Origin of the sequence: Streptomyces sp. NPDC002463 (assembly GCF_042889835.1) — a bacterium.
Classification (GTDB): Bacteria; Actinomycetota; Actinomycetes; order Streptomycetales; family Streptomycetaceae; genus Streptomyces; species Streptomyces nymphaeiformis.
Genome location: NZ_JBIARL010000017.1, coordinates 125175 through 150347 on the forward strand (window position 1 = coordinate 125175; position 25173 = coordinate 150347).

Annotated in this window: 16 protein-coding genes and 1 pseudogene; 8 read left to right on the forward strand and 9 right to left on the reverse strand. The window is 70.4% G+C overall.

The features are described from left to right. The first annotated feature begins 6 nt into the window (after positions 1-6). A complete protein-coding gene (locus ACFYX3_RS30505) occupies positions 7-711 on the forward strand; it encodes a FadR/GntR family transcriptional regulator (RefSeq protein WP_389020051.1) in 705 nt (234 codons plus the stop codon). Here ACFYX3_RS30505 and ACFYX3_RS30510 read toward each other — a convergent pair. Beyond that, positions 691-1038: a hypothetical protein gene (locus ACFYX3_RS30510; protein ID WP_389020054.1), complete on the reverse strand. Its 348-nt coding sequence runs from the start codon at positions 1036-1038 to the stop codon at positions 691-693. The two genes, ACFYX3_RS30505 and ACFYX3_RS30510, sit on opposite strands and share 21 nt — an antisense overlap. Continuing rightward, positions 1035-1850, reverse strand: a complete 816-nt coding sequence (locus tag ACFYX3_RS30515; protein ID WP_389020057.1) for a phytanoyl-CoA dioxygenase family protein — start codon at positions 1848-1850, stop codon at positions 1035-1037. The genes ACFYX3_RS30510 and ACFYX3_RS30515 overlap by 4 nt, the downstream gene beginning before the upstream one ends. A 142-nt stretch (positions 1851-1992) precedes the next feature. Between ACFYX3_RS30515 and ACFYX3_RS30520 the strand changes: the two genes are divergently transcribed. After that, complete coding sequence (locus tag ACFYX3_RS30520; RefSeq protein WP_389020224.1) at positions 1993-2781, forward strand: helix-turn-helix domain-containing protein; 789 nt, start codon at positions 1993-1995, stop codon at positions 2779-2781. A 409-nt stretch (positions 2782-3190) separates the two neighbouring features. Here the strand turns inward: ACFYX3_RS30520 and ACFYX3_RS30525 are convergent, their stop codons facing one another. After that, a complete protein-coding gene (locus ACFYX3_RS30525; RefSeq protein ID WP_389020060.1) occupies positions 3191-3913 on the reverse strand; it encodes a FadR/GntR family transcriptional regulator in 723 nt (240 codons plus the stop codon). Positions 3914-4292: 379 nt separating this feature from the next. Between ACFYX3_RS30525 and ACFYX3_RS30530 the strand changes: the two genes are divergently transcribed. The 5 genes and pseudogenes from ACFYX3_RS30530 to ACFYX3_RS30550 all read left to right on the forward strand — a co-directional run bounded on the left by ACFYX3_RS30530 (position 4293) and on the right by ACFYX3_RS30550 (position 13066). After that, complete coding sequence (locus ACFYX3_RS30530; protein ID WP_389020063.1) at positions 4293-6278, forward strand: beta-galactosidase; 1986 nt, start codon at positions 4293-4295, stop codon at positions 6276-6278. A 16-nt stretch (positions 6279-6294) separates the two neighbouring features. Then, positions 6295-8428, forward strand: a pseudogene (locus ACFYX3_RS30535) (alpha-galactosidase). Positions 8429-8512: 84 nt separating this feature from the next. Beyond that, positions 8513-9985 (forward strand): glycoside hydrolase family 43 protein, encoded by a 1473-nt coding sequence (locus tag ACFYX3_RS30540; protein ID WP_389020227.1) that lies wholly within the window; start codon positions 8513-8515, stop codon positions 9983-9985. 93 nt (positions 9986-10078) lie between these two features. Continuing rightward, a complete protein-coding gene (locus tag ACFYX3_RS30545; protein WP_389020067.1) occupies positions 10079-11845 on the forward strand; it encodes a cellulase family glycosylhydrolase in 1767 nt (588 codons plus the stop codon). A 204-nt stretch (positions 11846-12049) separates the two neighbouring features. Next, positions 12050-13066 (forward strand): LacI family DNA-binding transcriptional regulator, encoded by a 1017-nt coding sequence (locus ACFYX3_RS30550; protein ID WP_389020070.1) that lies wholly within the window; start codon positions 12050-12052, stop codon positions 13064-13066. A gap of 114 nt (positions 13067-13180) precedes the next feature. On the opposite strand, the gene ACFYX3_RS30555 is transcribed toward ACFYX3_RS30550, so the two are convergent. The 6 genes from ACFYX3_RS30555 to ACFYX3_RS30580 form a co-directional block, all read right to left on the reverse strand. Then, on the reverse strand, positions 13181-13897 hold the full coding sequence (locus tag ACFYX3_RS30555; protein ID WP_389020074.1) for a hypothetical protein: 717 nt from the start codon (positions 13895-13897) through the stop codon (positions 13181-13183). Positions 13898-13934: 37 nt separating this feature from the next. Continuing rightward, positions 13935-16121 (reverse strand): glycoside hydrolase N-terminal domain-containing protein, encoded by a 2187-nt coding sequence (locus tag ACFYX3_RS30560; RefSeq protein WP_389020077.1) that lies wholly within the window; start codon positions 16119-16121, stop codon positions 13935-13937. After that, a complete protein-coding gene (locus ACFYX3_RS30565; protein ID WP_389020080.1) occupies positions 16118-18085 on the reverse strand; it encodes a beta-galactosidase in 1968 nt (655 codons plus the stop codon). Before ACFYX3_RS30565 ends, ACFYX3_RS30560 begins: the two co-directional genes overlap by 4 nt. Positions 18086-18350: 265 nt before the next feature. Next, complete coding sequence (locus ACFYX3_RS30570; protein ID WP_389020083.1) at positions 18351-19277, reverse strand: carbohydrate ABC transporter permease; 927 nt, start codon at positions 19275-19277, stop codon at positions 18351-18353. Continuing rightward, entirely contained in the window at positions 19274-20326 is a 1053-nt protein-coding gene (locus tag ACFYX3_RS30575) for an ABC transporter permease (protein ID WP_389020086.1), read from the reverse strand. The genes ACFYX3_RS30570 and ACFYX3_RS30575 overlap by 4 nt, the downstream gene beginning before the upstream one ends. After that, positions 20326-22002: an extracellular solute-binding protein gene (locus ACFYX3_RS30580; protein ID WP_389020089.1), complete on the reverse strand. Its 1677-nt coding sequence runs from the start codon at positions 22000-22002 to the stop codon at positions 20326-20328. Before ACFYX3_RS30580 ends, ACFYX3_RS30575 begins: the two co-directional genes overlap by 1 nt. A 327-nt stretch (positions 22003-22329) precedes the next feature. On the opposite strand from ACFYX3_RS30580, the gene ACFYX3_RS30585 reads away from it, so the two are divergent. After that, complete coding sequence (locus tag ACFYX3_RS30585; protein ID WP_389020092.1) at positions 22330-25173, forward strand: glycoside hydrolase family 3 C-terminal domain-containing protein; 2844 nt, start codon at positions 22330-22332, stop codon at positions 25171-25173.

Consider the following 25173-nt stretch of genomic DNA (forward strand, 5'->3'; position numbering starts at 1 on the left):
ACGTTAGTGGCACTGACGGACGAGGCGATCGACAAGATCAAGGCGATGATCCTCGACGGTGAACTCGCTCCTGGCTCCCGCCTGCCCAAGGAGGAGATCCTCGCCGCGCAACTCGGCTTGTCACGGAATTCGCTGCGCGAGGCCGTCCGGGCGCTGACGGCCATGCGCATCCTGATCACCCGTCAGGGCGACGGCACCTACGTGTCCAGCCTGGAACCTCATCTCCTGCTGGAGAGTCTTTCCTTCGCCGCCGATGTCTCCCAGGGCCGCACGGCACTGCAACTGGTCCAGGTACGTCGCCTCCTCGAACCGCAGGCGACCGGGCTGGCCGCCACCCTGCTGACGCCGGAGGACCACCAGGAGCTGCGCGAGATCCTCGACAGGTCCCGGGCAGCCGGCTCCGTGGAGGAGTTCGTCGCCCACGACATCGCCTTCCACCTCAGGATCGTCGAAGCCGTCGGCAACCCCGTGCTGTCGATGCTTCTGCGGGTGCTCTCCACACGCACCCAGCGCGTCCGCATCGTCCGCGGCAGCCGGAACCGTCACGCGCTGGACAACGCCCACCGGGACCACGAGCAGATCCTCGGCGCGCTCCGGTCGCGCGACGCCCTGCTGGCAGCCTCCGCCGCGACGGTCCACATCACGGCCGTGGAGCAGTGGCTGGCCGCCGGCCTGGGCGACGACGACCCTCTACGAGAGATCGACGACTGACCGTACGTCGACGATCCGTTCGAAGAAGAACTCGTGCTTGAGGAAGGAGACGTCGTACTCGTGACCCGGGTACGGCGGGATCAGCTGGGCGGCCTGGAACAGCCGCCAGCCGTCCCGGAGCGCGGCCACCCCCGACTCGTACGGCGGCTCGTCGCTGTCGCCCGTGGTGGGCGAGGTGCGGCCGGTGCCGTCGTAGCGCGACCAGCCGACGACGTACGAGTCCAGCGACGAGTCCGCCAGGTACAGCACGAGCACCTGCTGCCGCAGCACCGGAGCGGTGGCGTCCGCGATGTCGGCCCGCGCGGGAAGAATCGCTTCGGTCGTCATGCCACGGTTCCCTTCGGGCGGTTGGAGACCCTGGTCACCCAGTGGTCGAGGTCGAAGCCGTCGTCGCCGGTCAGCTCCCGCCACAGCAGGATGCGGTTGTACCGCTCCAGGCGGCCGGTCGCTCCCTCGTACCAGGGGAACATCGCGTCCAGCTCCGTGGTCACCTGCGGGTCGTGGAGATCCGAGGTGTCCCACAGACGTCGTTGGCGCACCCTGGGATTGAAGCGGATCTTGAACATGTAGCGGAGGGTGTCGCTGTCATTGCGCCGGCCACCGTGCCAGATGCCGTGGTGCAGAAACACCACAGTGCCGGCAGGGCAGACCAACCGGTCCTGACCGCGCAGGTTCTGGTAGCGGCCGGTGTCCGATTCGTTGGTCCGCCGCAGATGACTGCCCGGCACGCTGAGCGTTCCGCCCATCTCCAGCGTCACGGCCTGCGGGTAGTACATCAACTGGACGTCGAAGGCGTCCGGCCGGACGTCGATGATGGCATCCCCGTGCAACGACTGCGCGGTGCCTCCGTGAGGCTCGCGGGTGTGCACGAAGTGGTGGTCCACCCACGGCTCCGGCCCCACCAGGCTGCTCAGGGCCCCTGCCACCTGCGGCAGTTCCAGCAGCCTGCGGACGAAGGAGCCGTTCGCGTACGCATCGGACAGCGGCGTCCCGTACGGCACAGGCGGCACTCCGTCCGCCAGTACCGCCATGCCCTCGGCGTTCATCTCCGCCGGGACCACCGCGTCCAGCCGTAGCGACCCGGACGCCACGAAGCGCGCCATCTGCACCGAGTTCAGCAGTTCTTGCCTGTTCTCCATGACCGCCACGCTAGGTCCCGCCCACGCGTACCGCGTGGGCCGCGTTCACCCTCCACTGGTCGATTCTCACCATGCCGTCCGACGCGTACATCGAACCGAGCCCCAGGAATGAGCAACGTAGGCCGTGGTAGAACACGTGACCATGCAGACGGTCCTCGCCCATCTCGACGAGCCTCCCACGGTCGCCGCCCTCGGTATCGGCGTCCACGGTCCGGCCGGCCAGGTGGACGTGTTCTCGCTGCCGGACCTCTGGCAACTCCATCTGTACGGCTACGAAGCCGACTTGACGGTCGACGGAACCGAGCACGCGATCCGCCCCGGGCGGGTCAGCCTCGTACCCCCCGGAACCGAGGTGCGCTACCGCTATCGGGGCCGCTCCGAGCACCTCTACGCCCACTTCCGTCTGGGCACGGGCGGAACACCCCACAGCATTCCCGTGATCCAGCCCACCGGACACGAGCTCGACCTGCTCACCACACAGTTGCGGCAGGCACTGGCCGCCTGGCCGAACACCCCGGCCGGGGCCACCGCCGAGGTGTGGGCCGCCCTCTGGCGGATCGCCCGCCTCACCCCCGTGCGGGAGCAGAGCGCCCGGGCCGTTCATCCGGCGGTGGCGGCCGCGACGGCCCTGATCGAGGCACGGCTGACGGAGGCCCTGACGGTGCCGGAGATCGCGAAGGCGGCCGGCGTCTCCCACAACCACCTGACCCGGCTCTTCCGCGCCGCCACCGGGGAAACCGTCGTCGGCTACATCCGGGCTCGCCGGATGGAACGCGCCCGCCATTTCCTGCGGGCCACCACGCTCTCCATCCCCGCCGTCGCCGCTTCGGTCGGCATCCCCGACCTCCAGGCGTTCAACAAGGCCTGCCGCCGGGAACTCGGCGCGTCACCACGCGGCATCCGCTGCGCGGCGCGGACGGCCGAGAGCTAGGACCCTGAGCTGCGGTTCCTGTGGGTCAACGCCTCCGCGTGCCGGGTGATGGAGCACTCCGACAGTGGCTGAAGGTGGACCCGGGCTCGGAGAGGTCGCTCACCGGCACCCGTATCGCCCGGTAGTCCGCGGGCGCGAACTACCGGTACCGGATCGAGGGTTCCACCGACGACGCCCGCTGGACCACCCTGGCCGACCTCACCGCCACCACCGGCACCAGTCAGGTACAGGTCTCCGTCTTCCGTGCGCGGGCACGCTACGTGCGGGTGACCGTCACCGCGCTTCCCAGCGGCGTCTGGGCTTCGATCCGCAGCCTGGAGGTCTACGACCGGCCCTTCGCCGCGGATGCCGTCGCCTTCGGCTCGGGAGACCAGAGCGGCAAGGGCGCCGTGCGGGTAGCGCCCGCCCGTCACTTCCGCGCTGTCGTCCCGGAGGGGAGGGGTTCGCCCGAGCGCAGGTGTTCCTTCAGCCACTGCTCGGTGCTGCTCACGTGCAGCAGCGCGGCGGCCTGACTGAGGCCGGCGTCACGGGTGGACAGCGCGTTGAAGATCGCCTCGTGCTCGGAGAGAGTGCGGTCCGCGGCCTTGTCGTCGACCAGACCGCGCCAGATGCGGGCGCGCAGGGTGCGGCCGGAGATCCCCTCCAGGAGGGTGAGGAGGGTCTCGTTGCCCGTGGCCGCGACGACTGCGCGGTGGAAGGCGGCGTCGTGGGCGTTGAGCTGTTCGACGTCGTCGCGAGCCTCGCGCATGGCATCCAGGTGATGCTCCAGCTCGGCGAGTCGGGCGTCGGAGATGCGGGTCGCGGCCAGTGCCGTGGCGACCGGTTCCAGGAGCCGTCGCACCTCCATGAGGTCCTGCAGTGCGATCGCGTCGCCCTGCAGCAGTTCCACTGCGCCGCCGAGCCCCTCAAGCAGCAGGCTCGGCCGGAGGCTGGTCACATACGTGCCGTCGCCCCGCCGGATCTCCAGGATCCGCGCGACGGCCAGCGCCTTGACCGCTTCCCGGGCGAGGTTGCGGGAGAGTCCCAACTGCGCGGCCAGGTCCTTCTCCGGTGGGAGCTTCGAGCCCGGCGGCAGGTCGCCGCCCCGGATCAGCTCACGGATCTGCCCGATGGCCTTGTCCGTCAGAGACACCGCTCATCCCTCCCCCACCGTGCCCGGTGAGCACGTGGCGTTGATGATACTGGGACGCACAACGCCGCCGGCGGCCTCACTCCGGACAGCGGTGGTGACGTCGACTCGGGCTCCAGCACCAAGCAGTGGACCGAGGCTATTGGACCTCCATCACCACCGTTCAGTGCAGACGTCGAAGCGCTTCAACAGCGTCAGGCTCTTGTTTCACACGAAACAAGTCCGTTAGCTTGCACCTGTAGGTGAAGCGCTTCGACATCTGCTTCCCGGCCAACGGAGCGATGGCCCGTCGCCGAGCGACACTCACCCGCCTTCATCCCCTCTCCGGCCCCGCACAGGTCCGTCAGAGCGCATCGCGACTCTCCGTCTCCAAGGAACCGTCATGACGACTCCCAGCATCACCGACCGCCTGGGCGGCCTGGCCTTCGGCGGGGACTACAACCCCGAGCAGTGGGACGAGCCGGTCTGGAAGGAGGACGACGAGCTCATGCGCCGCGCCAGGGTCAACCTGGCCACCGTGGGCGTCTTCTCGTGGGCCCTGCTCGAACCGGAGGAGGGGCAGTACGACTTCGCCTGCCTCGACGCCCACATCGACCGCCTTCACGCGAACGGCGTGGCCGTCGACCTCGCCACCCCGACGGCCTCTCCTCCGCCCTGGTTCACCCTGGCCCACCCCGACGCACTGGCGGTCCGGCCCGACGGCACCCGCCTCGTCCACGGCAGCCGCGACACGTACTGCCTCGCCGCCCCCGCCTACCGCAGCGCGGCACGCCGGATCGCCTCCGCGCTCGCCCAGCGATACGGCGACCACCCCGCCCTCGCGCTGTGGCACGTGCACAACGAATACGGCACGCTCTGCTACTGCGACCACACGGCCGCAGCCTTCCGAGTGTGGCTGCGTGCCCGCCACAGCTCGCTGGACGCCCTCAACGAGGCCTGGGGAACCGCCTTCTGGAGCCAGCGCTACACCTCCTGGGAGCAGGTGCTGCCGCCCCGCGCGACGCAGTGGCACAAGAACCCCGGCCAGGCACTGGACTTCCACCGCTTCTGGTCCGACGAGATCATCACCGCCTACCGCGAGCAGCGCGACGCGATCCGCGCGCACAGCGACCGGCCGGTGACGACCAATCTGATGCTCCCCGAGTACCAGAACGTGGACCTGTGGGCCTTCGCCCGCGAGCTCGACATCGTCACCTCCGACCAGTATCCGACCTCGCCCGGTCTGGACGCCGCCGCCTCCGCCGCGTTCCACGCCGACCGCACCCGCTCCCTGGGCGGTGGGCACCCCTGGCTGCTCATGGAACAGGGCACCAACACCGTCTACGACGGCGGCCAGATACTCGGCAAGGACCCCGGCGAGATTCTGCGCCACACCCTCGGTCACATCGCCCGCGGTTCGGAGGGTGCGCTGTTCTTCCAGTGGCGGCAGTCCCGGGCCGGCGCCGAGACCTGGCACTCGGCGATGGTCCCGCACGCGGGTCCGGACAGCCGTATCTTCCGCGAGGTCACGCAGGTGGGCGAGGCGGTCACCCGGCTGGGCGAGCTGGCGGGGTCGACGGTCACCGCTTCGGTGGCCGTCCTCGACGACCCGGACGCCTGGTGGGCGCTCGACGTGGACGGGCTGCCCTCCTCCCGCCTCGACTACCACGCGGCCCTCGTCCGGGCGCACCGCGCGCTGTGGGACGCGGGAGCCACCGTCGACTTCTCCCAGCCGGAGCACGAGTTGAGCCGCTACCGGCTCGTCATCGCCCCGGCCCTGTTCCTGCTGTCGGACAAGGGCGCCGAGAACCTGCGCCGCTACATCGCCGGTGGCGGGACGCTCCTGGTCCAGCACGCGACCGGTTTCGTCGACGACCGGCTGCACGCAAGGCTCGGCGGCTATCCCGCCGCGCCGCTGCGCGAGGCGCTGGGCATCCGCGTCGAGGAGTACCGGCCGCTGCGGCAGGACGAGCGGATCACCCTGTCGGACGGATCGCACGGCACGGTCTGGAGCGAGTCCCTGCGCACCGAGGGCGCGGAGACGCTCACCACCTACACCCACGGCATGCTCACGGGCGGCCCGGCCCTCACCCGGCACCGCTCCGGCACCGGACAGGGCTGGTATCTCTCCACCCGCCTGGACGACGCCGACTACGCCGCCCTGGTCGGTCGCCTGCTGAAGGAGGCCGGCGTCGCACCGGACGTGCCGGGCCTGCCGGCGGGTGTCGAAGCCGTCACCCGACACGCACCCGACGGACGCGTCTGGCAAGTCCTGCTCAACCACAACCCCGAGGCCGTGCCCCTGCCGGACCCCGCCCACGACCTGCTCACCGATGCTCTCTCGCACGAACTGCCGCCCGGCGGTTGCGCGGTGCTGCGCGGAAACTGACCTCGAAAGGGTCGCCATGACCAAGGAACAGACAACCATCCACTGGGGGCACGAGGCCCTTCACCTCGCGATCGCCGTCGATGACGACGGCAGCGCGCGCCTCACGCACCTCGGACTGCCCGAGGAAGCGCAGGGCCCCGGTGCGTCCCTGCCGCTGGTGGAGGTGACGGCCTCGGGTCACGGCCGCGACTGGTCGGGCGACCGTCTGATCGGGACCGATCTCGGCAGGCGTATGCGCCACCGGGGCCACCGCGCGACCCGCGACGGCGACTGGCACACACTGACCGTGCATCTCCACGATCCGGGGACCGGGCTGGTCGCGGAGGTGACCTACCGATCACCGGACGGCATCCCCGTGCTCCGCGGCGAGGTGACCCTGCGCAACGAAGGCCGGACCGCGTTGCACCTGGAGTCGGTCAGCTCGCTCGCGGTGGGCTGCCTCACCCCGCAGGCCCCGGCGGCCATCGACGCCGCGGACCTGCTGTGGGCGGAGAACGACTGGCTCGCCGAATGCCGCTGGCGGCGACAGCCGATGCGCCTGACCACAGCTGCCCACGGCGGGCGGGTGAGCTACGCGAACGGCAGGGCCGGCTTCACCCTCAACGGGCAGGGCGCCTGGTCCAGCTGCGGACGCCTCCCCATGGGCGGCCTGACGGACCGGCATACCGGCCGCACCTGGGTGTGGCAGATCGAGCACAACGGCGGGGGCTGGCGCTGGGAGTGCGCAGAGCACGACCGGGCGACCTACGCGGTGCTGTTCGGCCCCACCGACACCCATCACGGCTGGCGGCACCCCCTCGAACCCGGCGGCGTCTTCCGCACCGTACCCGCAGCCCTGTCCTTCAGCGCCGACGGCGGTCCCGACGCCGCGTTCGCCGCGCTGACCCGCTACCGCCGCGCCCAGCGGCGGCCCCATGCCGACCACCAGCACCTGCCCGTCATCTTCAACGACTACATGAACTGCCTGATGGGCGACCCCACGACCGAGAAGCTGCTGCCGCTCATCGACGCGGCGGCCGACACGGGCGCGGAGTACTTCGTGATCGACGCGGGCTGGTACGACGGCGACAACGGCGGCTGGTGGGACGGCGTCGGCGCGTGGGAGCCTGCCGCCTCCCGGTTCCCCGGGCCGCGCGGGATCCACGGGGTGCTGGACCGCATCCGGGAGCGCGGCATGGTTCCCGGCCTGTGGCTGGAGCCGGAGGTGATCGGCGTACGCAGCCCCATGGCCAAGTCCCTGCCCGACGAAGCGTTCTTCCGCCGCGACGGCGTCCGCGTCACGGAGGCCGGCCGGCACCACCTGGATCTGCGCCACCCGGCCGCCCGTGCCCACCTGGACCAGGTCGTCGACCGCCTGGTCGGCGAGTGGGGCGTCGGCTACCTCAAACTCGACCACAACATCGACCCCGGCTCCGGCACCAGCGCCCGCCCCGGCGAGACCCCGGGCGCCGGCCTGCTCGGCCACAACCGGGCGCACCTCGACCGGCTCGAAGGCGTCCTCGACCGGTACCCGCACCTGGTGCTGGAGAACTGCTCCTCCGGTGGTATGCGCTGGGACCACTCCCTGCTCTCCCGGATGCAGCTGCAGTCCACCAGCGACCAGCAGAACCTGCACCTCTACGCGCCCATCGCGGCCTCCGCGCCCACCGCCGTCACCCCCGAACAGGGTGCCGTCTGGGCGTACCCCCCAGCCGGAGGACTCCCTCGACGAGGTGGCCTTCACGATGGCCAACGCACTCCTCGGCCGGATCCATCTCTCCGGCCGCATCCCCGAACTCGAACCGGAGGCCCGCGCCCTGGTCCACGAGGCGGTGGCGGTGTACAAGGCCATCCGCGCCGACCTGCCGCAGGCCGTGCCGTCCTGGCCGCTGGACCTTCCTTCCTGGGACGACCCCTGGACCGCCCTGGCCCTGCGCACTCCCGCCACCACCTACCTCACCGCCTGGCGCCGCCCCGGAACCGAGGCCACGGCGAGGCTCCACCTGCCCCACCTGCGGGACAAGGCCGCCCGTGTCGACCTGCTCTACCCCTCGGTCAGCCGGGCCGTCTCCGCCTGGACGCCCGACACCGCCGAGCTGAGCCTGACCCTGCCCACCGCGCCGTCCGCCGTCCTGCTCCGCGTCACGCCCACGGACCCCGGCGCTCCCTGATCCACCCCACGCGCATCACGAATCGACGAAAGGACCTGTCAGGTGCCCCCTCTGCGCCGGCCGGACGAACGCATCACCAACCCTGTGATCCCCGGCTTCCACCCCGACCCCAGCGTCTGCCGCGTCGGCGACGACTACTACCTGGTGTGCTCCACCTTCGAGTACTTCCCCGGCATCCCCGTCTTCCACAGCCGTGACCTCGTCCACTGGACGCAGATCGGCAACGCCCTGGACCGGCCCGAGCAGTTGCGCCTGCCGGCGGACATGCCGTCCTCCGGCGGGATCTACGCCCCCACCCTGCGCCACCACGACGGCCGCTTCTGGCTGATCGTCACCAACTGCAGCGAGGGCGGCGGCAACTTCATCGTCACGGCCACCGACCCCGCCGGACCGTGGTCGGACCCCATCCGGGCGCCGGGTGTCCCCGGCATCGATCCCGATCTGGTCTGGGACGAGGACGGCACCTGCTGGTGCACGGTCGCCGGGGTCTCGCAGGTCCGTATCGACCCGTCCACCGGGCAGACGTACGGAACACCGCACAGGCTCTGGTCCGGCGGGCCCGGCGCCAAGGCCCCGGAGGCGCCGCACCTGTACCGGATCGGCGACTACTGGTACCTGCTCATCGCCGAGGGCGGCACCGAGCGCGGCCACGGTGTCTCGATCGCCCGCGGCCTTTCGCCTGCCGGCCCGTTCGAGCCGTGCCCGGCCAACCCGGTCCTCACCCACCGCGGCACCGACCACCCCGTCCAGAACACCGGGCACGCCGACCTGGTCCAAGGCCCCGACGGCTCCTGGTGGATGGTGCTGCTCGGTGTCCGGCCGGGCGGCGGAACTCCGGGCTGGCACGTGCTCGGCCGGGAGACCTTCCTGTCCCCCGTGACCTGGGTGGACGGCTGGCCGGTCGTCGGCGAGGTCGCGCTGGAGCTGCCCGAGCTCCCGTGGCCGCTCTTCCCCGTCCCGGTCGAGGAGCAGCGGGACGACTTCGAGCTCGCAGAGCTGCGACCGTCCTGGATCTCCCTGCGCGACCGGGCCGCCGAACACTGCACCACCAAGGAGCGCCCCGGCTGGCTGACCCTCCGCGCGCGGGGCAGCTCCCTGGACGCACCCGACGTGGTGTTCACCGGCCGACGCCAGCAGCACCTCGCGTGCCGGGCGCGCACGCTGGTCGACCCCTCCGAGGGGCGCGGCGGCCTCGCCGTGCGGCTCGACGAGCAGCACCATTACGCGATCGAGGCGTCCGGTACGAAGGTGCGGGTCATCGCGCACGTCGGTTCCCTGCGCACGGTCGTGGCCGCGCGGTCCGTGCCGGCCGGGCCGGTGGTCCTCACCGTCACGATCGCGGAACCGCCGTCTCCGCACGGACCGTGCACCGGACCCGACGTCGTCTCCCTCGGTGTCGAGCAGCCCGACGGCACGTACAGCGAGCTCGCGACCCTCGACGGCCGCTACCTGTCGACCGAGGTCGCCGGCGGCTTCACGGGCCGGGTCATCGGCATGTACGCCGCGACAGGCACCGTCCACTTCGACTGGTTCGACTACGAACCCCTCGGCGACTGAACCAGGCCCGTTCCGCCGCCGGCCGGCGGTGCGCCTGGTCGCCACCCGACCACGGACCGGATCACCCTTACGACCCACCGAAAGGCATGACGCATGAAGGACATACGGCCACCCGCGCATCACCGCAACCGCGGTCCCGGGCGCCTGGCCGGGCTGCTGATGGCGCTGCTCGTCGTCCTGGGACTGGCCGGCAGCACCGCGTTCGCCGCGCCCGACGGCACGGCGCGGCAGGCGCGCGCCACGGCCAAGGTTCCGGCCCGGGCCATGGACGCCCTCGCCGCGATGCAGCCCAGCTGGAACCTGGGCAACACCCTGGACGCGGTTCCGGACGAGACGTCCTGGGGCAACCCCAAGGCCACCAGGGAACTGTTCGGGACCATCCGGGCGGAGGGCTTCCGGAGCGTCCGCATCCCGGTGTCCTGGCATGACCACATGTCCGCCACCGCGCCGTACACCGTCGACGCCGCGTACATGAGCCGCGTCAAGCAGGTGGTCGACTGGGCGATCGCCGAGGACCTCTACGTCGTGCTCAACGTCCACCACGACTCATGGCAGTGGATCTGGAAGATCTCCACGGACCACGACACCGTGCTCGCCCGCTACGAGGCCCTGTGGACCCAGATCTCGGCGGCGTTCCGGGACGAGCCGCGCAGCCTGCTCTTCGAGAGCGTCAACGAACCGGGCTTCGGCGACGCCACGGACGCGCAGAAGACCACGTTCATGGACGAGCTGAACACCTCGTTCCACAAGATCGTCCGCGCTTCGGGCGGCGGGAACAAGAGCCGCCTGCTCGTCCTGACCACACAAGGCGGCACCCCCTCCCAGGACCTCATGGACGACCTGTACACCACCATCAGTGGGCTGCACGACAGCGACCTGGTCGCCACCGTGCACTACTACAGCTACTACCCGTTCAGCGTGAACGTCGCGGGCGGCACCCGGTACGACGACAACGCCCGCAACGACGCCGAGGACGTCTTCTCCCGCATCCACCACACCTTCGTCGCCAGGGGCATCCCGGTCTACCTCGGCGAGTACGGCCTGCTCGCCTACCCCGACGACAACCACCCCTCCCGCATCGAGCGGGGCGAGGCGCTGAAGTACTACGAGCACGTCGGACACCTGGCGCGCCTCTCGGGTGCCACCACCGCCTTGTGGGACCCCGGCTTCGCCTACCTGAACCGCGCGACCCTCAAGTGGCGCGACCCCGCCCTCTTCGCCTGGATCAAGTCGAGCTGGACCACCCGCTCGGGTACCGCCTCCTTCGACAAGGTCCACCTGGCGAAGTCGAGCCGGATCACGGCCCAGTCGCTCACCCTGAACCCGAACGGCACCAAGTTCCGCGGGCTGTGGCACGGTGACACCAAGCTGGCCGAGGGCCGGGACTACACCCTCTTCGAGAACCGGCTCACCCTCACGGCATCGGCGCTGACCCGACTGAGCGGCGATCGCGCCCACGGCGTCGACGCGACGCTCCAGGCCCGGTTCTCCAAGGGGCTGCCCTGGCAGATCGACGTGGTGACCTACGACACTCCGGTGCTGTCGGACGCCACGGGCACGGACGAGGAGTTCGCCGTTCCCACGAAGTACCGGGGAGACGAGCTGGCGACCATGGAGTCCACGTACTCCGACGGCACCAACGCCGGCCCGACGAGCTGGACCCCGTACCAGGAGTTCAACAAGGCCTTCTCCCCGATCTACCCGAACGGCACCATCCTCCTGACCGCCGAGTACCTCAAGTCGCTGCGTGACGGCGACACGGCGACGCTGACCTTCCACTTCCACAGCGGCGCCAAGGTGAAGTACAAGGTCACGAAGTCCGGGGGCTCCGTCACCGGCAAGGCCGTCAAGGCGTCCTGACCGACCGGCCCCTCGCCCTGGTCGCCCACCTCCCCGGGCAACCAGGGCACCGGCGTCTCTGCGCGTCGCTTCACAAGCGCGACAGTCGAAGCGCATCGACGTACAATGGACACACGCTTAGGACGACGCTAAGGTCAGCATGTATTTCCTGCATATACGATCCGAAGGCGCTGTCGAAGCGCTTCAAAAGGCTGGGAGAGCAGGATGGTAACCCTCGCCGAGGTCGCCCGGCACGCCGGAGTGTCGGCAAGCACGGTGAGCTATGTCCTCAGCGGCAAGCGCTCCATCTCCGCGACCACCCGGCTGCGGGTCGAGCAGAGCATCCGCGAGCTGGGGTACCACCCGAACGCAGGCGCGCGGGCCCTGGCCAGCAGCAGGTCGAACATCATCGCGCTGATGATTCCGTTGCGCACCGACCTGTACGTGCCGGTGATGATGGAGATCGCCATCGCCGTCGCCACGACGGCCCGGACGCACGGGTACGACGTGCTGCTGCTGACCGGCGAGGAGGGCCCCGACGCCGTCCGCCGCGTCGCCGGCAGCGGGCTGGCCGACGCGATGATCCTCATGGATGTCGAACTCGACGACGAGCGGCTGCCCTTGCTGCGCGGCGCCGCCCAGCCGTCCGTGCTGATCGGGCTGCCCGCCGACACCACAGGGCTGACCTGCGTCGACCTCGACTTCAAGGAGGCCGGCGCGTTGTGCGTCGAGCATCTGGCGATGCTGGGCCACCGCGACATCGCCGTCATCGGCGAGGCCCCCGCGGTCTACGAACGGCACACCGGCTTCGCCGAGCGCACCCTCGACGGACTTCGTTCCCGGGCACGCGAGTTGGGTGTCAGGGTGTTGCACCGGCCGTGCGGGGGCGGCTACGACACCACGGCCGGAACCCTCGCCCGCATCCTCGACGAGCGCCCGGGCACCACGGGGTTCGTCGTACAGAACGAGCAGGCGGTCGAGCCGCTGCTCGCCCTGTTGCGCCAGCAGGGCCGCGCCGTGCCCGAGGACGTGTCGGTGGTCGCGGTCTGCCCGGACCAGCTGGCGCTCCAGGCCTCGGTGCGTCTGACGTCGGTCTCCATCCCCGCGCAGGAGATGGGCAGGCACGCGGTGGAGCGTCTGGTCGCCAAGCTCGACGGCCGCGCCACGGACGAAATCATGCTCATCGCACCCGAGTTGACGGTGCGCGCGAGTACCGGGCCGGCGCCCTCCGCAGCCGCCTGACCCCGGCAGCTCTGTCCGGCACTCTGACGACCGGGCGGCCCGGCCCGAACGCACCGCGGGCCGAGGTCGGCCGCGTCCGGGAAGGACGCGACCGGCCTCGGCCCTGATGTCGGATCAGCCGCCGTTGACGGTCAGGTTGTTGGTGTTGAAGTTGAGTCCGCCCGACGACGAGGTGATCTCGTAGCCGAACTGGACGTCACCGATGGTCTCGCTGCCGGGCATCCAGCCCTTGGTGTGGGCGATCCAGTCGAGGATCGGCTTGATGTCCACGGTGCCGGACTTGGAGTCGGACGTCCGCAGGAACGAGAACACCTGGTTCGACCCGTTGGTGCCCTTGTAGACGTTCCAGCCGTGGCCGCCGAGCGTGACGCTGTCCTGCCAGGTGCCGATCGGGCCGACGGCACCGTTGTCGTTGACCCAGAGCATGATCTCGTACTGGTGGTCGGTGTCCCAGATGTCGTACGAGGTGTTGTACGCGCCGGACGACGGGACGCTGACGTTGTAGTCGCTGGTGAGCCGGCCGAGCGAGTCGATCGTCTTGTTGATCGATTTCGTCGAGTTGGGGTAGGACTTGATGCCGCCGGTGTCGGGGTGGTCGGCCCAGACTCCCCAGCCGGTTCCGGAGTTGGCCCAGGTGCACTGGCTGCCCGCGCCGGAGCCCCAGATGTTGTTGTAGAGCGTGTAACCGTCGAGGCGGGTGCTGCCCCACTGGTCGCAGGAGTTCCAGACTGCTGCCGAAGCGGGCGCGGAGGCGAGGCCGACGGTGGCACCGAGAGCCATCGCCGGCGCCAGTATCGCCATGGTGATCCTGCGAATCGTGCTGTTGGCCATGGTGTCCCTTCCACGGGTGGGGGGAATTGTGGGGGTGTCACCACGTCTCCGTGCCGAGGACGTGGTCCTCTCCGGCGACGAGATCGATCGGCTGCGCGTCACCGGAAGAAGTCCTGACTTCGATACGGACCGTACGAGTCGGCTTGAGAACCGCCGTCGCCCGGCCGGGCGCCCAGGTCAGCTCGACCTCGGCGCCGAACCGCGTGCGTACGCCCGCCAGCCGGCCCGTGGGGAGAGCCGGCGGCAGCGCCGGCAGGAGGACCAGTCGGTCGGGGGTCGACTGGACGAGCATCTCGATCAGTACGCCGGGCAGGGTGTGCGCGGCGTCGGCGTTGTAGACGTGACGGTTCGGGTAGTGGGCGCTCATCAGGGAGTCGTGGAAGAAGTCGCCGTCCAGGACCCGGTCGAGGGCATGGGCCACGCGTTCGCCGTCCCGGAGCCGGGCTGCGATGAGCGCGTGGTGGAGGTGGCCGTGCGCGGAGTCGTTCTCGGCGCCGCGCAGTTCGAGGGCGCGGTGGGCGGCCGCGGCGAGGTCGGGGATGTCGTACGGGGTGATCTCGTCGAGCGGCCAGACACCGTACAGATGGCTGAGGTGGCGGTGGTCGTAGGAGTCCCGCAGGCCCGGCCAGGCCCATTCGGCCAGTGCGCCGTCGTCGTTGATCCGGTGCGGCGGCAGCCGGTCGGCGAGAGCGCGCCAGCGGTCGGCGTGCTCCGGGTGATAGTGGGCGGCCGTGAGCAGCGCGTGCCGGGCCGCCGAAAGGTCCATGGCCGCGTTGACCGTGACCCAGCTCGCGTTCGCCGGGCGGTTCTCGGGTGAGTAGGAGGGAACGACGACGACATGACCGTCGTCGTCGGTCCGGGTGAGGAAGTCCTCGTAGAAGCAGGCCACTTCGGCGAGGGCGGCAGCGGTGCGCGGGTCGCGGCTGCCGTGGGTCTCGTCGTGGTCGACGAGCGGTTTGAGCAGCCAGTCGGCGCCGGCGGTCCACAGGTGCATGGGGTATTCGCGGTTGAAATGGTACGAGTGGCCCGACTCGCCGTCGGTGTGAACGGGGGCGACCACGCCCCGGGTCCCGAAGATCACGCGGGCGTTGTCGCGCCAGTCGGGCAGCTGACGCTGGATCAGCGCGGCCTGGGCCTCGGTGACCTCGGGGAGGGCGGCGGCCGGGGCGGAGGCGGTCTGGAGGTTGAGGTTGGCGTCATTGGTGAACGCCCCCGACCAGGCCGTGTTCCAGTCGCCGGTCCACAGGCCGGTCAGCCGGGGCGGGAAGAGACCGCTGGCGGACAGCAGGTGGTAGCGGCCGGCCGCGAACAGCCGCTCCAGCAGGGCGGGGTCACGCGGGCGCTTCAGCAGCTCGGAGCCGGGCAGCGCCCGCTCGGCCGGGGCGGCGGCAAGGTCGAGGGTGACGCGCTCGTACGCGGTGCGGTGGAGGGCGGCATGGCGCTCGAGGAGCCGGTCGTACTCGGTGGCCAGCTCGCGCAGGGCGCGGCCCTCCGCGGTCACGTCGAGTTCGCCGGTGTGGCGCCGGACCCGGGTGAGGAGCAGGACGGACCGGGCTCCCTCGATGTGCGCGCCCGGAGGAGCGAGGGTCGTCGTACCGCCGGTGACGGTGATCAGCGTGACTCCGGTGAAGGCACGGTCGCTGTCGGGGTAGCAGGCGCGCAGGCTCAGCAGGGCGCCCTCGGGGGTGAGGACGGCTCCGTGGCCGACGGCCAGTCCGGAGGGAACGCCGGGGAGCCGGTCGTCGAGGGAGACGTCGAGGGTGAGGCCGCGCGCGGTCACCTGCTGGACGATCACGTCGTCGGCGCGGGAGACGAAGACCTGGCTGGTCCAGTCGGCGCGCTCGGCGCGGACGACGCCGGTGGCGAAGTCGAGGGACCGACGGTAGCCGGGCCCCTCGCCCGGCGGCCGGCTCAGCCGGATCTGGAAGGCGGGATGGAAGGGGCTCACCCAGTTGAGCGGGCGGCCGTCGGTGAAGCGCTCCGCGGCCGCGTGGTCGCCGGCCAGGAGGCGGTCCTGGAGGGCGGGGAGTTCGGCGGCGAGCTGCGGGGGCCGGGTGTCGATGCCGTTGGGGCGGACCAGGGCGTGATGCGTGACGATGACGCGGTCGTCGTCCGGGTCACCGAACACGAGGGTGCCGTGGCGGCCGTTGCCGCTGAGGAAGGCGTCCTCCCAGCGGGCGGCCGGCTGGGGTTCCCAGGTTCCGTGGACGGGTGTTCGGGTCATGGCCGCAGCACCGCCCCGTCGTAGCGGCCGAGGGTGAGCCGGTCGGTCACGGCCGTCCCTGTCAGGAGGTCGTGGTGGATGCCGGGCACCTCGACGGTCACCGGCTCGCGGCCGTGGTTGAACACGAAGAGCGCCTCGCCGCGGCGGACGGCCTCGACCTGCTCGGGGAGGCCGTCGAGCACCGGCCGGACGCCGGCGCCGGTGGCGATCCTGCCGAGCAGCTCGCGCATCGCGTCCGGCTCCGGGAGTGTGGAGACGTACCAGGCCCGGCCCTTGCGCAGGACGGCGGGCAGTCCGTCGAGTTCACCGCCCTTGTACGGAACGGTCTCGTCGGCGGTGCCGTCGGCCTCCAGTTCCTCGGACCACAGGGTTCCCCGGAAGCCCTCGCAGGCGGCGGTCTCCCCCGCGTCCAGCGGCCACCACTCGTGCAGGGTGCGGATGCCGAACAGCTCGCGCAGCCGGGCGTCCGTGCCGCCGGGGCGCACCCGGTCGTCCTCGTCGGCGACGCCGGTCTGGAAACCGCAGACGAGGGTGCCGCCCCGGCGGACATGGGCGAGGAGATTGTCGATCGCCGCGTCGGAGAGCGCGTACAGCTGGGGTACGACGACCACGGTGTACGGTGTCAGGTCGTGCTCGGGGTGGGCGAAGTCGGTGGTGAGGTGCTCTTGCCAGAGGGCGCGGTGCCAGGCGCGCAGGACGTCCGGGTACTCCACCTGGTTCGACAGGCGGCCGTCCTGGGCGCCGGCCCACCAGGCGTGCCAGTCGTGCAGGACCGCGATGTCCGCGGTGACGTTCCGGCCGGTCACCTCGGAGGCGATGCGCTCCAGCTCCGCGCCGAGCCGCTTGACCTCCTGGTAGGTCCGGCCCTCTTCCCCGGCATGGCTGACCATGCCGGAGTGGAACTTCTCCGCGCCCTGGCGGGACTGCCGCCACTGGAAGTAGCAGACGGCGTCGGCGCCCCGGGCGACGGCCTGGAGGGACCAGAGCCGGTTGAGGCCGCGGGGCTTGGGGTGGTTCACGCCCCGCCAGTTGACGGGCCCGGCCGCCTGTTCCATGAGCATCCACGGCCCGCGCGCCTGGGAGCGGGTCATGTCCTGGACGAGGGCGCCGCCCTGGGCGCCCAGCGGGTCGTGCGGATCCGGGTAGATGTCGACGGAGACGACGTCCTCCTCCTCGGCCCAGCGCCAGGCGTCCTGACCGATCCACAACGGCATGAAGTTGCTGGTGACCGGCAGGTGCGGGGTGTGGCGGCGGACGATGTCCCGTTCCGCGACGTAGCACTCCAGGAGCATGTCGGAGGTGAAGCGCCGGAAGTCCAGGACCTGGCCGGGGTTGCGCATGTAGTGCGGCAGGCGCGGCGGCAGGATGCCGTCCCAGGTGTCGTAGCCCTGGCTCCAGAAGGCCGTGCCCCAGGCCTCGTTGAGGGCGTCGAGGGTGCCGTACTTCTCGCGCAGCCAGCGGCGGAAGGCGGTCGCGGCCTCGTCGCCGTAGTCGAAGGTGCAGTACTCGTTGTTGATGTGCCACATCGTCAGGGCCGGGTGGCCGCCGTAGCGGGCTGCGAGGTCCTCGGTGATGGCGGCGGCGTAGCGCCGGTAGGTGGCGCTGGAGTGCGAGAAGTGCTGCCGGCCGCCCCACCACTCGGTGCGGCCGTCCTCGGTGACGGGCAGGGTGTCGGGGTGCAGCCGGCCCATCCAGGGCGGGGGCGAGGAGGTGGGGGTGGCGAGGACGACGCCGATGCCGTTCGCGTGCATCAGGTCCATCAGCGTGTCCAGCCGGCCGAACTCCCGTACACCCGGCTCCGGTTCCAGCGTCGACCAGGAGAAGACGCCGAGGGTGACCGAGTTGACCGCGGCCGCCTTCATCAGCCGGACGTCCTTGTGCCAGGTCTCTTCGGGCCACTGTTCCGGGTTGTAGTCGCCGCCGAAGAGCAGACGGCCTCGTGTCGCGTCACTCAGGTCGGGCATCAGACGGGCTCCCCGTACCGCACGCCGCGCCCGTTGGTGGCGAGGTGGACCCGGCGGTGGACGCGCGGATCGGCGGAACCGGCGAGAACGGAGCGTCGGCTGAGGTGAAATGTGCTCATGACATACCTCGGTCAGTGCGAAGGGGAGGTCGAGCCGGAATCAGGGGCATGGGGTCCCGCGCGACGAGCCGGGCGCAGCCGCGGACGGCGCACGGCAGGAGGCACGGCGGCGGTAGGCACGGCGGAGGGACCCGGACCACAGGGCGTCAGCCCTTGATGGCTCCGGTGAGCATGCCCTTCTTGAAGTGCCGCTGGACGAAGGGGGAGGCGACCGCGACGGGGACCAGCGCGAGGACCATGACGGCCATCTGCAGTCCCAGGCCGGAGAGTTCCCCGGTGCGGACAGCCTGCTGGAGGCCGGTCGGCGCCTCGGTGTTCTTCTGGACCAGTTGGATGAGCACGTTCTGCAGCGGCATCATCTCCTGGTCGGTGAGGTAGATGGAGGCGTTGAACCAGGCACTCCAGTAGCCGACCGCGTAGAACAGCGAGATGACGGCCAGCACCGCGCGCGACAGCGGCAGGACGATGGTCAGCAGGATGCGCAGGTCGCTGGCCCCGTCGATGCGGGCGGACTCGGTGAGTTCGGGTGAGATCCCCATGAAGAAGGCCCGCAGGACGAGGATGTTGAAGACACTGACCGCGCTCGGCAGGATGAGCGACAGATAGCTGTCGGTGAGGCCCAGCGACTGCACCAGGAGGTACGTCGGAATGAGCCCGGCCCCGAAGAACATGGTCGCCATCATGGCCATCAGGAAGAACCGATGGCCCAGACTCCCCGGCCGGGACAGGCCATAGGCCGCGAGCACCGACACCGTCATCGAGAACAGCGTGCCGAAGAGCGTGACACCGACCGAGACCATGATCGCCCGGCTGACCTGGCCACCACCGAGCAGCTCGGTGTAGTTGACGAAGGTGATGCCCTCGGGGATCAGGACGAGGCCGCCGGCCCGGTCGATCACGGGTTTGGGAGAGAGGCTGGTGACGATCACGATCCACAGCGGACCGAGCACCCCCAGGCAGCTGAGCAGGAGGAAGCCGCTCTTGGCGGTGATTCCCGCCTTGCTGGGCGGCTCCTCCCACGCAGGGCGGGCGGGCGCCTTGAGACTGCGGATGAGCTGCGTGTCGAGGCTCATTTCTTGTACACCCCCTGCTCGCCCAGCAGGTGCGCGAACTTGTTCGCACCCAGGACGAGACACACTCCGATGAGTCCCTTGGCCAGGCCGACCGCGGCCGCGTAGCTGAAGTCGCCGTTCTGAATGCCCATGTTCCACACGTACGTGTCGAGGACCTCGCTGGCCCCCACTCCGACCGCGTCCCGCTGGAGCAGGAACTGCTCGAATCCGACGCTCAGCGCGTCGCCCACCCTGAGTACCAGCAGCAGGGCGATCACCGGGCGCAGCGCGGGCAGCGTCACATGCCACATGCGTCGCCAGCGCCCCGCGCCGTCCATGGCGGCGGCCTCGTAGAGGTCGGTGCTGACGGCGGCCAGGGCCGCGAGGAAGACGATGATCCCCCAGCCGGCGTCCTTCCACACGGCCTGCGCGGTGACCAGATACTTGAAGAGGTCCGCGTTGGTCATCAGGTCGAAGCCGCTCCACCCGTGCTTCTCCAGGGTCTGGGCGATGACGCCCGCGCCGCCGAAGATCTGCTGGAAGACGGTGACCACGAGGACCCAGGAGAAGAAGTGCGGCAGATACATGATCGCCTGCGCCACGGCCCGCACCCGGGGCCGGATCACGCTGTTGATGACCAGCGCCAGGGCGATGGGGACCGGGAAGAACAGCACCAGTTGGAGCACGAAGAGGACGAGGGTGTTCTTCGCGGCACTCCAGAACAGCGGGTCGTCGAGCGTCCGCGCGAACTGCTCCACGCCGACCCAGGGGCTGTGGAAGATCGCCGTGATGCCGTTGCTGGAGGCGTACGGGTCGTAGTCCTGGAAGGCGATGACGTTGCCGAGCAGCGGGAGGTAGTTGAAGAGCAGGAGCAGGGCGATGACGGGCAGGACCATCAGGATGAGGGCGCGGTCGCGGCGCAGCCGGATCCGCAGGGGAACCTTGCCGGCCTTGCTCGTCCCGCGCGGCGGCCGCACCTTCGTCCCGGCTGCGGCGACCGCGGCCGTCGGCTTCTCGACGGCCGCGGGGGGACGGGTCCCGTCGGGCCGGCTCCCGGCCGTGATGGCCATCAGTTGCCGCTGCCGTTCTTGTCGAGGAGTTCCTTGTACCAGTCGCGCAGCTGGTCGCCACCGGAGGACCTCCAGGTGGAGATGGCGGCCTGCACGTCGGACAGCTTCTTGTTGCCCCGGACGTAGTCGATCTCCAGCTGCTCGAACTGGCTGGAGAGGTTCGCGTAGCGGGTCGGCTCGACGATGTTCATGCCGTACGTGGACGTCTTCTTCATGAAGGCACCCATCCGTTGCTGCCACTCGACCTGCTTGCGGGCGACATCGGGGAAGTCGGGGTGGGCGCTGTAGGCGGCCGGTGCGGCCAGCATCACCCAGGCGTTGATCACCTCGGCGTTGCCCTGGTCGTTCTTGACCGGGACGCCGTCCTTGACCGCGTAGTGGGTGCCCTCGACGCCGTAGTCGACGAGCATCCGCTCCTTGGTGCCGTAGGGCGCGGCCGCGAAGTTGGCCGCGGCCAGCGCGTTCTCAACCGTCTCCTTCGAGGCGCCCTTGCGGATCATCGACCAGATACCGGCGGGCTCGTTCGCGAACAGCGTCGGGTTGCCCCCGTCGGCGCCGAAGATGTCCATGCCCTCGATCTGGAAGTCCGGGTTGGACGCGGCCTGTTCGGCGGTCTTGGTGTACCAGCCGGACATGTCGCTGTTGAAGACCAGGATCTCGCCGGCGGTGAACCGCTGGCCCGCGTCGCCCGAGTTCGCCTTGTCGTCGGGGTGGACCACGCCCGCGTCGAACAGCTTGCGGGTCCACTCCAAGGCTTCAAGGTACTCGGGATGCTCGATGCGGTACGTCAGCTTGCCGTTGTCCCCCATGTCCCAGCCGTGCGTGCCGGAGGGGCGGACGCCGAAGATGCCCGCCGCGACCCAGCGCATGTCACCGCAGGCGTACACCTTCGCCTTGGCGCTGGTGGCCTCCTTGGCCCAGCTGAGGAACTCGTCGGCCGACTTGGGGACCGAGTAGCCCTTCTTGTCGAAGATGTCCTTGCGGTAGTAGGGCACGATGGAGGCCGCGGGGGCGCCGGGCATCGGGATGCCGCGCAGCGCACCGCCGAAGATGCCCGTGCGCCAGGCGTCGGAGGGGATCGCGGCCAGGTTCGGGTACTTCTTGACCTTGTCGCCCGCCAGGTAGGGGCCCAGGTCCATGAACTTCGCGGTGACCGCGTTCGCGATCTTGCCGACCAGTTCCCAGGCAGGCACGACCACCATGTCGGGTACGGAGCTGGAGGCGAGGACGGCGCCGAGCTTCTGGCCGTAGGTGGTGCCGTCCTGGTTCTGCCAGGTGATCTTGGTGCCCGCCGCCGCGTCGACCGCCGTGTAGTACGCGCATCCGGCCTTCGGCGGGGTGCCCCAGAACGGGGACATGATCTTGACGGGAGCGCCCGTGCCGAGCTTCTTCGGAACCGACGTGGACAGGGCCGCGAGATCGACCTTGCCGGTATAGCCGTCCGCCGAACCGTTCTTCGACGGAAGGTCCGGCTTGGCGACCGCGCTGGCGACGTACGTCGGGAGCAGCTTGTCGGCGGCCTTGCCCGACGTGGCGCCCTCTCGCGACTCGCTGTCCGAACCGCCGCTACAGGCGCTGAGCAGCGGTATCCCCCCGGCCACCGCTGCGGTGGCGACTGCCGTGGTGGCGAGAAAGCTTCTCCGGCTCGGTCCGGAGGAGGCGGCATTCGACGTCATTGCGTCAACCCTTCATGGCGCAGCTGGACACCCGGCGATGGGCCGTCGGCTGCGGTGTCGTGACTGGAACTGGCTGAGCTGAAGCGAACATCCAACCACCGTGGTGCTGCCCACAGTCGAAGCGCTTCGATGTTGCTGCGAGGTTAAGTGAACGCCCATGGGCGCACAAGAGTCGCTTCCAAGATTCCTCCGAGGTATCAGCCGGATGACACTCTCCATACCTCCCTCTTCATGCAACAGCGTCAATCTCTTGACACCCACCCTCGCAGGTGACAAGCATCGAAGCGCTTCGAAAGTACTGAATGCTCCACTCCGAGGAGATCCCACGTGTCCGCACCCACTCCGCACACGCCCCCGCCCTTCCGCGATCCGAAGCTGCCTTTCGCGAAGCGCGTCGACGACCTCCTGTCGCGGCTCACCCTCGACGAGAAGATCGGATTCCTGCACCAGTTCGCGCCCGCTGTGGAGCGGCTCGGCGTCGCCGCCTTCCGCACCGGCCAGGAGGCCCTGCACGGTGTGGCCTGGATGGGCCCGGCCACCGTCTTTCCCCAGGCAGTCGGCCTGGGCGCGACCTGGAACACGGATCTCGTACGACGGGTCGGCGAGGCGGTGTCCAAGGAGGTCCGCGCGATGCGCGCCCGCGACGACCGCGTGGGGCTGAACGTCTGGGCCCCGACCGTGAACCTGCTGCGCCACCCCCTGTGGGGCCGCAACGAGGAGGGCTACTCGGAGGACCCGAAGCTCACCTCGGCCATCGCCACCGCCTATACGCACGGCCTGCGCGGCGAGCACCCCACGTACTGGCGCACCGCGCCCGTCCTCAAGCACTGGCTGGCCCACAACAACGAGACGGGCCGCGACGTCCTGTCCTCCTCGGTCCGCCCGCGCGTCCTGCACGAATACGACCTGCGTGCCTTCCGCGAGACGGTCGAGGCGGGCGCCGTGGCCGGTGTGATGCCGGCGTACAACCTGGTCAACGGCCGCCCGAACCATGTCTCGCCGTATCTGCGCGAGCATCTGCGCACCTGGATCGACGAGGATCTCCTTGTCTGCTCGGACGCGGGCGCGCCCTCCAACCTGGTCGACTCCGAGCACTACTTCGACACCCACGAGGAGGCGACGGCCGCCTCGCTGCTGGCCGGCGTCGACAGCTTCACCGACCACGGCACCGACAGTTCGAAGATCACCGCACGGCTCCGTGGTGCCCTGGAGCAGGACCTGCTGACCGAGGCGGACATCGACGCAGCGGTCCGCCGCCAGCTCTCGGTCCGTTTCCGCCTCGGCGAGTTCGATCCGGAGCACGACCCGCACGAGCTCACCACGGACTTCGACACCCCGGCCCACCGGGCCCTCGCCGAGGAGGCGGCCGAGCAGGCGGTCGTGCTGCTCAAGAACAGCGGTGGCCTGCTGCCGCTCGCGCCCGGCACCCGGCTCGCGGTGGTCGGCCTGCTCGCCGACGAGTGCAAGGGCGACTGGTACAGCGGCACGTTCCTCCACCGCTCCACGCCGCTGGCGGCCCTGTCCGAGCGGTTCGGCCCGGAGCACGTGCAGTTCGCGGAGGGCGTGGACCGGATCCTCCTGAAGACCTCGGACGGAGCGTTCCTGCACGTCCCCGAGGCGGACGCCGACGACCAGGTGCGCGGCGCCGAAGGCGCCCTCGACCCGGCGCTGCTCGCGGGCCGGACGGACCTGCCCCCGCTGACCACCGACGCGACGGGCACCGAGCTCTCCCTCGTCGACTGGGGCGAGGGCGTGCTGACCCTGCGCGCCCCCGACGGCCGCTACCTCTCCGTCGCCGAGGACGGCCTTGTCCGCGCCTCCGCCGACCAGCCCGGAGGCTGGGTCGTCCAGGAGACGTTCCGCCTGGAACCGCACGAGAACGGGCACCTTCTTCGGCACATAGGGACGGGTCACCCCGTCTCTGTCGCCACCGACGGCCTGAAGGTTGCCGCCGGGAGCGGAGAGATCTTCGAGGTCGTCGTCGTCGAGAGCGGCGAGGACGCGGTGGGCAAGGTCGCCTCGCAGGCGGACGTGGTCCTGGTGGTCGCGGGCAACGACCCGCACATCAACGGACGCGAGACCGAGGACCGTACGACCCTGGCCCTCCCCGCCCACCAGGAGCGCCTCCTGCGCGCGGCCCGCACGGCCAACCCGAACACGGTGCTGGCGCTGGTGTCGGCGTACCCCTACGCGATCGACCACGCGGAGCTGCCGGCACTGCTGTGGACGGCCCACGGCGGCCAGGCGGCCGGCAGCGCCCTGGCCCGGATCCTGGCCGGCGACGCCTCCCCCGCCGGCCGCCTCCCGCAGACCTGGTACGCCGACGACTCCGACCTGCCCGACCTCCTCGACTACGACGTGATCGGCGGCCGCCAGACCTACCTCTACTTCGAGGGCACGCCTCTCTTCCCGTTCGGTCACGGCCTGTCGTACGCCTCCTTCTCCTACGAGAACCTCACGACGCGCGTCGAGGACGGGACACTGCACGTGTCCTTCACGGTCGGAAACACCGGTGACGTCACCGCTGACGAGGTCGCCCAGCTCTACACCCGGGCCGTGGAACCGTCGATGCCACGGCCCCGCAGGGAACTGGCCGCGCACCGGCGCGTGACGCTCGCGCCCGGTGAGGTCACGGAGATCGCCTTCCGGGTGCCGATGCCGGCCTTCGCGTTCTGGGACGTGGCGCAGGGACGTCAGCGGGTGGCACCGGGCCTCTACGAGATCCTCGTCGGTGGGTCCAGCGAGGACATCCGTCTGGCCCGGACCGTCGAACTCGACGGCGAGCCGTCCGTCCCCCGGCCGGTCATGACGGGCGGCCTGGAGGCGGTGGACTTCGACGAGCAGAGCGACACGGAGATCGTGGACCGCACGAAGACATCGGGCGACTCCGTGGCCCCGGTGGCCGGCGGGAGGGGCGAGCTGGTGTTCCGTGACTGTGACTTCGGAAAGGGGGCTGCCGGGATCACGGTGGAGGCCGCGGGCGAGGGCACGGTCGAGCTCTCGCTGGGTGACGGTCCGGTACTGGCAGTGCTCACGCTCGACCCGGGTACGGCCGGGCCCTACGACTACGCCACGGTGAGCGCGCCCGTCGTCGCGGCTGCCGGTCTGCACGACGTCCGCCTCGGGCTTCGTGGTCCGGTGCGTCTCGCGCGCGTCGTCTTCTCCCTCTGA

Excerpts from the sequence above, each read along its gene's own strand:
- ACFYX3_RS30515 (WP_389020057.1), bottom strand. The coding sequence starts at position 1,850 with ATGGAGAACAGGCAAGAACTGCTGAACTCGGTGCAGATGGCGCGCTTC.
- ACFYX3_RS30575 (WP_389020086.1), bottom strand. The coding sequence starts at position 20,326 with ATGGCCATCACGGCCGGGAGCCGGCCCGACGGGACCCGTCCCCCCGCG.
- ACFYX3_RS30530 (WP_389020063.1), top strand. The coding sequence starts at position 4,293 with ATGACGACTCCCAGCATCACCGACCGCCTGGGCGGCCTGGCCTTCGGC.
- ACFYX3_RS30545 (WP_389020067.1), top strand. The coding sequence starts at position 10,079 with ATGAAGGACATACGGCCACCCGCGCATCACCGCAACCGCGGTCCCGGG.
- ACFYX3_RS30580 (WP_389020089.1), bottom strand. The coding sequence starts at position 22,002 with ATGACGTCGAATGCCGCCTCCTCCGGACCGAGCCGGAGAAGCTTTCTC.
- ACFYX3_RS30570 (WP_389020083.1), bottom strand. The coding sequence starts at position 19,277 with ATGAGCCTCGACACGCAGCTCATCCGCAGTCTCAAGGCGCCCGCCCGC.
- ACFYX3_RS30555 (WP_389020074.1), bottom strand. The coding sequence starts at position 13,897 with ATGGCCAACAGCACGATTCGCAGGATCACCATGGCGATACTGGCGCCG.
- ACFYX3_RS30520 (WP_389020224.1), top strand. The coding sequence starts at position 1,993 with ATGCAGACGGTCCTCGCCCATCTCGACGAGCCTCCCACGGTCGCCGCC.
- ACFYX3_RS30565 (WP_389020080.1), bottom strand. The coding sequence starts at position 18,085 with ATGCCCGACCTGAGTGACGCGACACGAGGCCGTCTGCTCTTCGGCGGC.
- ACFYX3_RS30560 (WP_389020077.1), bottom strand. The coding sequence starts at position 16,121 with ATGACCCGAACACCCGTCCACGGAACCTGGGAACCCCAGCCGGCCGCC.
- ACFYX3_RS30550 (WP_389020070.1), top strand. The coding sequence starts at position 12,050 with ATGGTAACCCTCGCCGAGGTCGCCCGGCACGCCGGAGTGTCGGCAAGC.
- ACFYX3_RS30510 (WP_389020054.1), bottom strand. The coding sequence starts at position 1,038 with ATGACGACCGAAGCGATTCTTCCCGCGCGGGCCGACATCGCGGACGCC.